This window comes from Micromonospora haikouensis (assembly GCF_900091595.1).
Classification (GTDB): Bacteria; Actinomycetota; Actinomycetes; order Mycobacteriales; family Micromonosporaceae; genus Micromonospora; species Micromonospora haikouensis.
Genome location: NZ_FMCW01000026.1, coordinates 73,502 through 85,961, shown reverse-complemented (window position 1 = coordinate 85,961; position 12,460 = coordinate 73,502). Strand labels below are relative to the sequence as shown.

Below are 12,460 nucleotides of genomic sequence, written 5' to 3'. Positions count from 1 at the left end.
GGGCCTGCCCCCACCACTCCCACCGCCTCCTTTGCTCTGCACCCACGGACGCAACGCTTCACGCAGCGCAACCCGATGCCGCACCCCGGCCCCGCTCTGCCCCCGGCAGGAGCAGCTCGGGCGGGGTGTTGCGCGGGTGGGTGCAGAGCAAAGGGCCGACAAGCGGTGCGCCGGGGTCGGCAGTTCGTCACCGAGAGCGACAGCGGCCGTCCCTCCCGGCCAACCCCCGCCACCGTCACGGAACGCGATCGACCGCGACGGCGCAGGCCTGAGCACCGACCCCCTGGGGCACCAGGTGCCGCTCGCTGCGCGAGCCACCGGACGCGACAGCGGCGGCCCGCTCCCGGCGTGCGAGCATGGGGCGGTGACCGCAGTTCCTCGGGAAGACCCGCCGGTGGAGGGCCTTGCCTTCGGGCCGCTGCTGCGCACGCTGCGGATCGCCGCGGACCTGACCCTGGAGCAGCTCGCGGAACGGTCGGGCGTCAGCGACCGGGCGATCAGCGACATGGAGCGCGGCGTCAGCCAGGGCCCGCAGGCCCGCACCGTCACGGCGATCGCCGCCGCCCTGGCCCTCAGCCCCGCGCAGCACGCGGCGCTGACCGGCGCGGCCCGGGCCGGGCGACGCCGCGGGCAGCCGGCCGCCCAGGGGCGGTGCCCGCTGCCCCGGCGGGTCGCGGACTTCACCGGCCGCCGCGCGGAGCTCGACAGCGTCCGGGCCCTCGTCGAGGCGGCCCGCGCCGGGCTGCCGGCCCCGGTGGTGCTGGTCAGCGGGGCGCCCGGGCTCGGCAAGACGTCCCTGGCCGTGCAGGCCGCCGCCCAGACCGCCGATGCCTTCCCCGACGGCCAGTTCTTCCTCGACCTGCGAGGGCTCGACGCCCGGCCGCTGACCCCCACGGCCGTGCTCGACCGGCTCGTGCACGCCGTCGAGCCGGGCGCCGGGCCGACCCCCCGGGACGTCGACGACGCCGCGGCGCTGTGGCGTACCGTCGTCGGGGGGCGGCGGATCCTGGTGCTGCTGGACAACGCCGCGCACGAGGGGCAGGTGCGCCCGGCCCTGCCGGCGGAGGGACCGGCGGCGGTCGTGGTGACCAGCCGGCGCACCCTCGGCGGCCTGGAGGGCGTGCACCGGCTGGCGCTGGAGCCGCTGCCGGAGGCCGCCTCCGTCGCGCTGCTCGCCGGGATCGTCACGCACCGGACCGCCGACGCCGATGGGCTGCGGCAGCTCGCCCGCCTGTGCGCCCACGTGCCGCTGGCGTTGCGGATCGCCGGCAACCGGCTGGCCAGCCGCCCCGCCTGGACGGCCGGCGACCTGGTCACCCGGCTGTCCGCGCACGAGCACCGGCTCGACGCGCTCGCCGTCGGCGACCTCCAGGTGAAGGCCGCGTTCGCGCTGTCGTACCAGCAGCTTTCGGGCATCGGCCGCCGGCTGTTCCGGCGGCTCGCGGCCGTGCCCGGCCCCAGCACGGCGGTGGAGCTGGCCGCCGTGCTGGTGGAGGAGACGCCGGCGCGCACCGAGGACGCGCTCGACGAGCTGATCGACCTGGGCCTGCTCCAGCAGGGCGGCGACGGGCGGTTCTTCCTGCACGACCTGCTGCGCCTCTACGCCCAGGGGGAACTGGAGCGGGAGGAGTCCGCCCAGGACCGGGCGAACGCGGACCGGCGCGCAGCGGACTGGCTGCTCGACACGACGATCGTCGCCGGCCGGTGGTTCGAGCCCGCGTACGGCGCTCCCGCGCCCGGCGCGACCCGGCACGTCGAGCTGGACTCGGCCGACACCGCCCGCGAGTGGCTCCAGGCCGAGGGCGACAACTGGCTGCCCGCCCTGCGCCGGGCCGCCGCCGAGGGCGCCCACCAGCGGGTCGTCGACGTCGCCGAGTCCCTGCACTGGTTCTCCGACCTGTGGGCGCACTGGGAGCACTGGGCGGAGGTGTTCGCGCTGTCCAGCGCCGCCGCCGACGGGCTCGGCGACGACCACCTGCGGGCGGTGCACCGGGGCTACCTGGCCTGGGCGCACATCTACCCGCGCAGCGAGCCGGAGGAGGGGCTGCGCCAGGCTGAGCTGGCGTACGAGCACGCCCGCCGGGCCGGCGACGAGGACCAGCAGGGCTGGGCGCGCTTCTACTGCTCGTACGCGAACGCCCGGCTGGGCCGGTTCGACGTCGCGATGCGGCACGCGCAGGAGTCGGTCGCCCTGTTCCGGTCGGTGCGGGACTGGCAGGGCCTGCCGCAGTCGCTGGTGATCCTCGGCCGGACGCTACGCGACGCCGGCCGGTACGAGGAGGCCCTCGCCGCGTACGCCGAGGTGATCGAGATCGTCACCACGCCGGAGACCGCCCTGCCCCGGCACATCGTGCTGATCAGCCAGCTGTCGGCGATGCAGGCGATGATCGAGCTGCACGGCGGGCTGGACCAGTGGCAACGCATGGTCGAGCTGGCCGACGAGGCGCTGCGCCTCAACGAGGAGCTGCGGCACCAGAAGTTCACCGTCGCCGTCCTGCGGTTGCGGGCCACCGCCCACGAGGGGCTGGGCGACCGGCCGGCTGCGGCGGCCGACCTGCGCGCGACGATGCGGTTGCAGCGGGAGCTCGGCGACGAGGCGGGCCAGCGGGAGACGGTGCAGCAGCTCGACGCGCTGGGCGCTTCGGCACCATAGCGACACCCTGCGACCCGCCGTCGGCGGGTCGCAGGGGCCCGGCCAGGGTCAGACGATGTACCCGTTGATCTCCACCCACTTGAGCCAGCTGATCAGCCCGGCGAGGGTGGTGATGGCGATCCGTCCGTAGAGCACGATCATCTGACCGGACGGGTTCATCAGCACCCGGTGGACGAACGCGGACACCGTGCCCCAGTGCGTCGTCAGCCAGACGTTGTCGTCGTTGAGCGGCAGGGACTGCAGGCGGTTGGCGTAACGGATGTTGTAGCGGATGGTGTCCAGGATCGGGGAGTACCGCGCCGCCTCGGAGGTCATCGTGATCGCCTGGACCAGCGCCGCGCTGACGTCGTTGTTGAGCGTGGTGGTCCGCCCGAGGGTGCGCAGGCTGTCGTACATCCGCTGTGGGTTCGTCACCAGCGTGCTGCGGGAGTTGCCCCCCACCAGCTCGTTGTAGTTGCCGTCCATGTTGTATACCGTGACCCGGCTGGTGTCGAGGCCGAGGACGCTGACGACGTTCCGCCACCGGTCACCCTGGCTGAACAGGTAGTGCCGGTTGTTCGTCGGGGAGTACCACGCCGCCAGGTACAGGTTGTCGGCCCAGAAGTAGAGCGAGACCAGGTGGGCGTTGTTGGTGTCCAGCACCCGCACCTGGATCATGGCGCGGTAGTTGCCGTTGGTCTGCATCACCTCGTTGGCGATGTAGTTGCCGCTGTAGGTGTGGATGGCGGCGATCATGTTGAAGTAGCGGCTCTCGTGGACGTCGCCGCCGTCGGTGATCCTGGAGATGTTCCAGTCGATGATCGACAGACTGTCGCCGGGTTGGGCGTGGGCGGGCGACTGCGGCACCGTGGCGATGCCGAGCATCATGACGAGGGCGACGAACAGGGCGCTGATCCGCCGTCCGCTTCCTCTGCACGCATGGAGCAGTGACACGAATCTGGTCCTTTCGGGGTGCGGTCGGCGGCCGACGCCGCGACGCTGTCTGGCGGGCAACGTCGATCCAACCGGCGCGCCGGGCGGGGCACCACGCAGAAGACACGCAGAACTCGACGACAGTGACCGTCCACACTCCACCGTCCACATGCGACGGCCAGCGGGGCCGACGGTCAGCGGATCGCGGTCAGCGCGGCGTAGTCGGCGGGGGTCAGCGGCTGGGCCGACAGCGAGCCGTCCGCGCGCGGCACCCCGAGGGGGCGGCCGTCACGCAGGAACGCCACGGCGTCGACGTCGTCGCGGGCGGCCAGCGTGCAGACGATCTGACCGAACGCGAGCACCTCGTCGCTGCGGCCGGTGTCGTCGCCGGTCCCGTCGACCCGTACGCGTGCCTGGCCGTCGGCGACGCCCACCACGCCGGCGCCGATCGCCCCCGGCAACGCGCTGGTCAGACCGCTGTCCCGCTCGACGGCGCTGGGTCCGGCGAGCAGGTCCCGCAGCTGGTCCTCGGCGTCGAGGGGGCGGCCCACCCGCCGGTCCACCGGGACCAGCCGATCGTCCCGCACGAAGCACAGCGTCACGGTGACCGGTCCGACCGTCGCGGGGCCGTCGACGGTCGCGGGGGACGGGAACGGCCCGGGTGGGGCCTCGACGGCCCGGGGCGTGTCCTCGGCCGGCACCCCGCAGGCCGCCACCGTGCAGGCCACCACGAGGGCCGACAGCAGCGCCCGCGCCGCGCGGCGGCTCACGCGAGGCTCCCCGGCAGGGCCACCCGGAACCGCGCTCCCCCGCCGGGGCGGTCGTCGACGCCGGCCGTGCCGCCGTGGGCGGCGGCGTGCTGGGCGACCAGCGCCAGACCGAGGCCGGTTCCGTCGCCGGTGCCCCGGGCGTGGGCGGCCCGGCCCCGGACGAAGCGGTCGAAGATGGCGGCCCGGTCCTCGACCGGCACGCCGGGGCCGTCGTCGTCCACCTCGATGATGCCGGTGTCGCCGTCGCGTGACAGCCGCACCGCCACCGGGCCCGCACCGTAGCGCACCGCGTTGTCGAGCAGGTTGGCCAGCACCTGCGCGACGCGACGCCGCTCCACCCGCCAGGTGGCCGGGGTGCCGGCCGCGAGGCGGACCAGCGTGGGCGGCAGGTCGTGGCCGGCGCAGGCGCGCCGGGCCAGGTCGGCCACGTCGACCGGGGCACGGTGGGCGGGCTGGTCGCTGCGGGCCAGGTCGATGAGGTCGTTGACCAGCCGCTGGAACCGGTCGATCTCGTCGGCAACGAGGCCGGCGGCCACGGCGGTGCGCTCGTCGTGGTGTTCCCGCCGCCGCTGCAGGACGCTGGCCGCCGCGGCGAGGGTCTGCAGCGGCGAGCGCAGCTCGTGGCTGACGTCGGCGGCGAAGCGGCGGTCCCGCTCGATCCGGCGGGCCAACTGGTCGACCATGTGGTTGAACGAGGTGGAAAGCCGGGTCAGGTCCGGGTCGGTGGCCGGGTCGAGGCGGGCGGTGACGTCACCGGCGGCGATCTTCTCCGCGGCGTCCGCGACCGCCGTGAGGGGGCGCAGCCCGTGCCGCGTCGCATACCAGCCCAGGGCCGCCCCGGAGCCGGCCACGAGGATGGCCACCGCTGTCAGGGCCAGGGCCAGCGCCTGGAAGGTCCGTTCCAGCTCCCACAGCGAGTTGACCTCGTAGTACGTCGCCGAGTCGGACAGCGGCACCCCGACCAGCAGGGCGGTCTGTCCGTCGACGCGGACCCGCTGCACGGCCGGCTGCCCCGAGCCGACGAGCTGTTGCAGCTCCGGCGGGACGGCGGCGGTGAGGCCCGAGTCGGCGATGCGGGCGTGCCACCTGCCGTCCAGGTGCAGCAGGGCCCGCCTGCTACTGCCGGTGTCCAGCGACCGCAGCACCTCCACCACGTCGGGGGCGTCGGTGTCCAGGCCGCTGCGCACCACGGCGGCGTCGAAGTACGCGGCCCGCACGGCGGTGCGTTCCCGCTCGTCGATCAGCGACTGGCGGGTCAGCTCGTAGGAGATCAGGGCCATCGACGCGGCCAGCAGCAGCGCGCCCAGGGCGAACGCGGCCATGACCCGGGCGCGCAGGCCGAGGCGGAGCCGGGGCGGGCGGCGCAGCGGGCTCATCGGCGCAGCTTGTAGCCGAGCCCGCGCAGGGTCACCAGGTGTTCGGGGTTGGCCGGATCCGACTCGATCTTCTGCCGCAGCCGTCCGACGTGCACGTCGACCAGCCGCTCGTCGCCGGTGTCGTAGCCCCAGACCCGTTGCAGCAGTTGCTGGCGCGACAGCACCCGGCCGGCGTGCTCGGCCAGCTCGCACAGCAGCCGGAACTCGGTGCGGGTCACCGGCACCCGCTGCCCGGCGCGGCGTACCTCGCCCGCCTCGGGGCTGACCTCCAGGTCGCCGAACGCCAGGACCGGCACCGGCTCGGCGGCGACCGGGGCGGCGGCGCGGGCGCGACGGCGCAGGGCCCGCAGCCGGGCGGTGAGTTCCTTGATCGCCACCGGTTTGACCAGGTAGTCGTCCGCGCCGGCCTCCAGGGCGGCGACGATGTCGTGGGTGTCGTCGCGGGCGCTCACCACCACGATCGGCACGTCGTCGTCGCGGCGCAACTGGCGGATGCACTCGAAGCCGTCGAGGCCGGGCAGCATCAGGTCGACCAGGACGTAGTCGGCCGGGTCGCGGCGCTGGGCGCGCAGCCCCTCCTCGGCGGTCGCCGCGCCCCGGGCGTCGTAACCCTCGTCCTCCAGGGCGAGCAGCAGCGCCAGCCGGATGCGGTCGTCGTCCTCGATCACCAGTACGGCCGTCATGACGGCATCATCCCCAAGGCCGTCGCCCGGCGGCCAACCGTGTCCCGCGTACGACGGATTTGTCACGCAACTGTCACACGTCCGCGCGGTCCCCGCCAACCCTGGCCGGCACGGTGGCGGGGACCGGTCGGGCGAGAGGAAGGGGTACGGCCGTGACGACGCCGCTGGCACGCCGGGAGTGCACGATCCCCCTGGTCGAGGTGGCCGTGACCGAGTTCGACCTGGCCTGCCTGCCGGAGACCGGCGCCGTGTTCGACCGGCTGCTCGCGCTGCGTCCCGCCCAGATCGTGGTGGACCTGTCCGCCTGCCGGCACATCGACGCCGCCGCCATCGGGTTCCTGCTGGACGTGCACCGGCGGCTGACCCGCGCCGACGGGGTGCTCACCGTCCGCGAACCGAACCCCCGGATCCGGCGCATCCTGCAGTCGGCCCGGCTGGACCAGGTGCTGCCGGTCGTCGTCGGCGACGCGGCGACCGGGTCCCCCGAACGGCCCGGTCCGGTGGCACCGCCGGTCGGCCGGGCGGTCGTGCCGGGCGGCGGGGGTGGCAGCCGTCGCCCGGCACCGGCCGGCCAGGGGCGCGCCCGCCGGTCGGCGGAGTGGGCGTGACCGTCGCCGCGCTGGTCAGCGCCGTCGTCGTCGGGCTCGTCGTGGGGACGCTCGGCCGGCTCGCCGTGCCGGGCCGACCGACCGCGCCGCTGTGGCTCACCCTCGTCGTCGGTGTGGTCGCCGCCCTGGCCGGCAGCGTCGTCGCCCGTCTCGCCGGCGCGAACGGGCAGGGGTTCCGCCTGGTCGACGTGGTCGTGCAGGCGGGGATGGCCGGGGTCGGCGTCGTCCTCGTCGCGGCCACCTCCGGCCGCTCCGACTCCGCCTGACGGGTCGGCCGGCATCGACCCGGACCGGACCGGGAAACGATCACGGCCGCGGGCCGGTCACGGGGCCGGCCCCGGTCTCCGACGGGTGCAGCAGCGCCCGGGTCAGCGGGTGCCGGGCGGCGGTGAGCAGGGCGGACGCGGGCCCGGCCTCGACGACCTGCCCCGCGTCCAGGACGACGACGTGGTCGGCGAGGCGGGCGACGACGTCGCGGTCGTGGCTGATCACCACGAGGGCCAGCCCGTGGGCGCGGCGCAGCCGGTCGACGAGGGCCACGATCCGGTCCCGGCTGACCGTGTCCAGTCCCGAGGTGATCTCGTCGCAGATCACCACGCGGGGCTCGGCCAGCAGCGCCCGGGCCAGGGCGGCGCGTTGCAGCTCGCCGCCGGAGAGCCGGTCGGGGCGGCGCGCGACGACGTCCGCCGCGAGGCCGACCTCGCCGAGGGCGCGGCGCGCGGCGTCGCGGGCCCGGGTCGGCGGCAGGGCGCGCAGCCGCACGGCGGCCCTCGACACCTGCTCCAGGACCGACCGGTGGGGGTGGAAGCTGGGCCGGGCGTCCTGGAAGACGTACTGGACGGCGGCGAGGTCCGCGCGGGTTCGCCGGTCCAGGGTCCCGGCCAGCGGCCGGCCGTCGAGGCCGACGGTTCCACCGCGCGGCGGGTGCAGCCCGGCGACGCAGCGGGCGAGCGTCGTCTTGCCGCTGCCGGAGCGGCCGACCACGGCGAGGCATCCGCCGGGGGCGACGGCGGTGGTGACGCCGCGCAGCACGGTACGGCGGCGGGCGCCGGCACGGTGGGCGGCGACCAGGTCGCCCACGCGCAGCGCCGGTGCTGCGGCGGCAGAGGCGGCGGCGAGCGGCGCGGCCGGGGCGGCGGCGAGCAGGCGGCGCGTGCGCTCGTCCCGGGGCGCGGCGAGCACGTCGGCCGCCGGGCCGGCCTCGACGACCGCGCCGGCGTCCAGGACGACCAGCCGGTCGGCCACGGCGCGCACCAGGTGCAGGTCGTGGCTGAGCAGCACCACCGCCATCCCGGCGTCGGCGAGGGTCCGCAGCTCGTGGGCGACGTCGCGGCGGGTGAGGCTGTCCTGCCCGGTGGTCGGTTCGTCGGCGACCAGGACGCGCGCCCTGGCCAGCAGCGCGTGGGCGACGACGAGGCGCTGCTGCTGGCCGCCGGAGAGCTGGTGCGGGAAGCGCCGCAGGAACTCCCGGTCGGCGGGCAGGTCGACGCGGGCCAGCACGTCGGCCACCGCCCGGCGCACCGCCGACCGCCGGGTCACCGTCGCGCGGGCCGCCGCGTCGCCCGAAGGGCCGCCGGGTGTCCGCCGCTCCGGCCGGGTGTGGCGCCGCGCGACCTCGCGCAGCACCGCGCCGATCCGGCGGACGGGGTTGAGCGCCGCCGACGGCTGCTGCGGGACGTAGCCGACGACGCCCGGGGGCGGTGGGGTCGCCGGGGACACGGCACGGCCGGCCACCTCCACCCGGCCGGCGAGCCGCACGCCGGGGCCGGCCTCCCCCAGCAGCGCCCGGCCGGCGGTGGTCTTGCCGCTGCCGGAGCGGCCGACGAGCGCCAGCACCTCGCCCGCCGCCACCGTGAACGAGACCCCGGCGAGCAGGCGACGCCCGGCGACCTCGGCGTCGAGGCCGACCACCCGGACCGCGCAGGCGTCCACCGGCGGCGTCGGCGGGCCGGCGGCGACGGCCGGGCCGGCGGCCCCGTCGTCGAGCGGCGCCCGGGCGGCGGGGACACGTGCCCCGGGCGCGTCCCGGTGGGCGGCCCCGTGCCGGGATCCCGCGTCCCGGGCGGCCCCCTCGCCGGCCGCCGCGTCGCGGTCGGCGAGCAGCCGGTCGGCGACGAGGTTGACGCCGACGGCGAGGGCGACGAGGAGCGCGGCGGGCACCAGCACCGACCAGGGTTGCAGCAGCAGGCCGGCGCGGTTGCGGTCCACCATGACCGCCCAGTCGGCGGCGTCGGGGGCGACGCCGACGCCGAGGAAGCTGGCCGTGGCGACGAGGTACAGCGCGCCGATGAACCGCACGCCCGCGTCGGCGAGCAGCACCCGGCGGCTGCCGGTCACGACGTGGCCGACGGCGCGCCGCCACCACGTCTCCCGGTACAGCCGCATCGCCTCCATGGCGGGGCCGTGCGCCAGCGGAAGCGCCGCGGCGCGGCTGATCCGGGCGACCTCGGGCAGGCCGATCACCGCGACGATGCCGACGAGGGTGGCCGGCCCGCGCGGCGCGGTGGCCGCCAGCAGGATCAGCAGGATCAGCGACGGCACGGCGAGCAGCAGGTCCAGCGGGCGCATGACCAGCTCGTCGAGCCACCGGCGGCGGGTCAGCGCGGCCAGCAGCCCCAGCGGCACCCCCACCAGGTACGCCAGGGCGGTCGCGGCGAGCGCCACGCCGACCACGGAGCGCCCGCCGAGCAGCACCTGGCGCAGCACGTCGCGCCCCACGAAGTCGGTGCCGAACGCGCCGCCCGGGTCGAACGGCCGGCCGCGCGGCGCCGCGTCGCCGGCCAGGGCCGGCCCCACCACGGCGACCAGCAGGGGTACGGCGAGCAGCGCGACGCCGACGGCCAGGCGCAGCCGGGCCGGGGTGCGGTGGCGGCGACCGGGTGGGCTCACGCGGCGGCCCCGACGCGCGGGGCGAGCCGGAACGCCACCAGGTCGGCGGCGAGGTTCACCGTCACCGTGGTCACGGCGACCAGCACGCACAGCCCCTGCACGGTGGGCACGTCGCGGGCGGTCACCGCGTCGACCAGCGCGGTGCCCAGGCCGGGGACGACGAACACCGCCTCGACGACGATCACCCCGCCGAGCAGCCAGTCGGTGGTGCGGGCGAGCTGCTGGGCGACGGGCGCGAGGGCGTTGGGCAGCGCGTGGACCAGCCGCAGCCGGCGCTCGGGCACGCCGAGCCGCCGGGCGTGCGCGACGTGTTCCGCCCGCATCGCCTCGATCATGCCGGCGCGGGTCAGCCGGCTCAGCGAGCAGAACGGCCGGGCCAGCAGCACCACCAGGGGCAGCGCCAGCACGGCGGGCCGGGACAGCAGGTCGCCGCCGGTGCCCACGGCGGTGGGCGGGAGCCAGGCCAGCCGGATGCCGAACACCGCGACGAGCAGCAGGGCCAGGGCGAACTCGGGCACCGCGTACAGGCCGACGGCGGTGGCGGAGAGCGCCCGGTCGAGGCGGCCGCCCTCCCGCCGGGCCGCGAGCATCCCCAGCCCGACGGAGAGCGGGACGAGCAGCAGCAGCGTGGCGGCGGCGAGCAGCACGGTGGGCGCGGCCCCGGCGGCGAGGACCCCGGCGACCGGCCGCTGGGAGACCAGCGAGACGCCGAGGTCACCGCTGGCGAGGTCGGCGAGCCAGTCGAGGTAGCGCTGCCAGGCGGGCCGGTCCAGGTCGAGCTGGTCGCGCAGGAGGGCGATGCGCGCGGGGTCGGGCTGGTCGCCGGCGATCACCACGGCGGCGTCCCCGGGCAGCGCCTCGGTCAGGACGAACACGACGGTGGCGACGCCGACGACCTGCCCGGCCCCGACGAGGGCCCGCCGGGCGGCGTAGCGGGGCAGGCTCAACCCAGCCAGACCTTGTCGAAGCGCGCCCAGTCGAGGGTGTTGGCCGGCGCGGCGGCGGACACCCCGCCGACGCGGGGGCTGGTCGCGACGAGGAAGTCGGCGAAGCCCCAGACCAGGAAGCCGCCCTCGGCGTGCAGGACGCGCTGCATGTCGCCGTACGCCTGCCGGCGGGTCTGCTCGTCGGTGCTGGACACGGCGCGGGCGTAGAGCGCGTCGAAGTCGGGCCGCCGCCACCGGGTGGCGTTGGTGGTGGACGTGCTCAACAGCCGCTGAGATATATGAGTCTCGATGGGCATGGCTCCCGAACGGTAGCAGGCGAGCACCCCGCCCGTCAGGATGTCCTTCCAGTAGGTGTCCTTGTTGCCGCTGCGCGCCTCGACGGTCAGCCCGACCTGCCGGGCCTGCTCGGCGAAGACGCTCGCGGTCTCCACGAAGCCGCTGGCCACGGGGGCGGTGTCCAGCGGGATGCGCAGCCCCCGGGCGCCGGCCCGCTCGACGAGGAAGCGGGCCCGGTCGAGGTCGGGCACGCGCTGGGCGATGTCGTCGGCGTAGTGCTGGTAGCCCTTGCCGAACAGGTCGTTGCCGACCTGGCCGGCGCCGGACAGCACGGTGTCGACGAGCTGCTGGCGTTCGGTGAGCAGGAACATCGCCTCGCGCAGGTCCCGGTTGTCGAACGGCGGCCGGTCGACCTTCATGGCGAGGGCCTGCATGGTGCTGTTGGCCATCCGGGTGATCCGCACCCGCGCGTCGCCCGCGTAGGTGCGGGCGGTGGTGGGCGTGACGTCGTGGGCGTAGTCGGCCTGCCCGCCGAGCAGCGCGTTGATCCGGGCGGACTCCTCGTTGGCCACGAGATACTCCAGCTCGTCCAGGTGCGGCGCGCCGTCCCAGTGGTCGGCGTACCGCTTGAGCAGCAGGGACCGGCCCGGCTGGAACGCGCCGAAGGCGAACGGGCCGGAGCCGACGGGCCGGTCGAAGGCGTCGGCGCCCTCGGGCACCACGTACGCGCCGAAGGCCGCCAGGACGTTGGGGAACTCGGCGAACGGCCGGCGCAGCGCGAGTTCGACGGTCCGGTCGTCGACCGCCCGGCTGCCGCGCAGGTCGATCAGCTCCAGGCTGGCCCTGGCCCGGAAGGCGCGCTTCGGGTCGGTGATCCGGGCGTAGCTGTACAGCACGTCGGCGGCGCGCACGGGGCGGCCGTCGTGGAAGGTGGCCTCGCGCAGGGTGATCCGCCACCGGGTGAGGCCGGCGTCGGGCTCCCACCCGCTGGCCAGGCGGGGCCGGATCGACACGTCAGGGCCGTAGTCGGCGAGCTTGTCGAACATGGCCTTGGCCCGGGACGCCTCGTTGAACAGGTTCGCCAGGTGCGGGTCGAGGGTCTCCTGCGCGCCGCCGCCGGCGAACACGGCCCGCAGCCGGCCGCCCCGGCGCGGCCGGTCGGAGGCGGTGCCGGTGGGGCTGTCGCCGCACCCGGCGAGCAGGGTGGCCGACGCGGCGGCGGCTGCGCCGCCGAGCAGGCCGCGCCGGGTCAGCCGGGCGGCGGGCATGGGGATGACGGATGTCACGGGGGGTCCCTCCAGGGAAGCGGGTCGGTCGGGGTGCGGCCGGTCCGGCGGCGACGCCGG

Annotated in this window: 10 protein-coding genes; 3 read left to right on the top strand and 7 right to left on the bottom strand. The window is 76.2% G+C overall.

Translation table 11 applies throughout. The features are described from left to right. Nucleotides 1–364 precede the first annotated feature (364 nt). Nucleotides 365–2,653, top strand: a complete 2,289-nt coding sequence (locus GA0070558_RS24330; protein ID WP_141722306.1) for an ATP-binding protein — start codon at nt 365–367, stop codon at nt 2,651–2,653. Between the two features lie 48 nt (nt 2,654–2,701). On the opposite strand, the gene GA0070558_RS24325 is transcribed toward GA0070558_RS24330, so the two are convergent. From GA0070558_RS24325 to GA0070558_RS24310, 4 genes are all read right to left on the bottom strand, one after another. Next, entirely contained in the window at nt 2,702–3,586 is an 885-nt protein-coding gene (locus tag GA0070558_RS24325) for a ribosome-inactivating family protein (RefSeq protein WP_176734361.1), read from the bottom strand. A gap of 173 nt (nt 3,587–3,759) precedes the next feature. Further along, a complete protein-coding gene (locus GA0070558_RS24320; protein WP_091283915.1) occupies nt 3,760–4,335 on the bottom strand; it encodes a GerMN domain-containing protein in 576 nt (191 codons plus the stop codon). Then, nucleotides 4,332–5,711 (bottom strand): sensor histidine kinase, encoded by a 1,380-nt coding sequence (locus GA0070558_RS24315; protein ID WP_091283913.1) that lies wholly within the window; start codon nt 5,709–5,711, stop codon nt 4,332–4,334. The genes GA0070558_RS24320 and GA0070558_RS24315 overlap by 4 nt, the downstream gene beginning before the upstream one ends. Next, on the bottom strand, nt 5,708–6,394 hold the full coding sequence (locus GA0070558_RS24310; protein ID WP_077940192.1) for a response regulator transcription factor: 687 nt from the start codon (nt 6,392–6,394) through the stop codon (nt 5,708–5,710). Before GA0070558_RS24310 ends, GA0070558_RS24315 begins: the two co-directional genes overlap by 4 nt. 152 nt (nt 6,395–6,546) lie before the next feature. On the opposite strand from GA0070558_RS24310, the gene GA0070558_RS24305 reads away from it, so the two are divergent. Then, nucleotides 6,547–7,002 carry an STAS domain-containing protein gene (locus GA0070558_RS24305; RefSeq protein ID WP_082106783.1) on the top strand — a complete coding sequence of 152 codons (456 nt, stop codon included), beginning with the start codon at nt 6,547–6,549 and terminating at the stop codon, nt 7,000–7,002. Continuing rightward, nucleotides 6,999–7,268, top strand: a complete 270-nt coding sequence (locus GA0070558_RS24300) for a GlsB/YeaQ/YmgE family stress response membrane protein (RefSeq protein ID WP_091283911.1) — start codon at nt 6,999–7,001, stop codon at nt 7,266–7,268. The genes GA0070558_RS24305 and GA0070558_RS24300 overlap by 4 nt, the downstream gene beginning before the upstream one ends. A gap of 40 nt (nt 7,269–7,308) precedes the next feature. Here the strand turns inward: GA0070558_RS24300 and GA0070558_RS33920 are convergent, their stop codons facing one another. From GA0070558_RS33920 to GA0070558_RS24280, 3 genes are read right to left on the bottom strand one after another with little or no spacing between them, the layout of a single operon-like run. After that, the gene (locus tag GA0070558_RS33920) at nt 7,309–9,891 is read right to left on the bottom strand and encodes an ABC transporter ATP-binding protein/permease (RefSeq protein ID WP_256092103.1); all 2,583 of its coding nucleotides are present in this window, start codon (nt 9,889–9,891) and stop codon (nt 7,309–7,311) included. After that, nucleotides 9,888–10,838: an ABC transporter permease gene (locus GA0070558_RS24285; protein WP_218107077.1), complete on the bottom strand. Its 951-nt coding sequence runs from the start codon at nt 10,836–10,838 to the stop codon at nt 9,888–9,890. The genes GA0070558_RS33920 and GA0070558_RS24285 overlap by 4 nt, the downstream gene beginning before the upstream one ends. Next, entirely contained in the window at nt 10,835–12,400 is a 1,566-nt protein-coding gene (locus GA0070558_RS24280) for an ABC transporter substrate-binding protein (RefSeq protein WP_218107076.1), read from the bottom strand. The genes GA0070558_RS24285 and GA0070558_RS24280 overlap by 4 nt, the downstream gene beginning before the upstream one ends. Nucleotides 12,401–12,460: the final 60 nt, after the last annotated feature.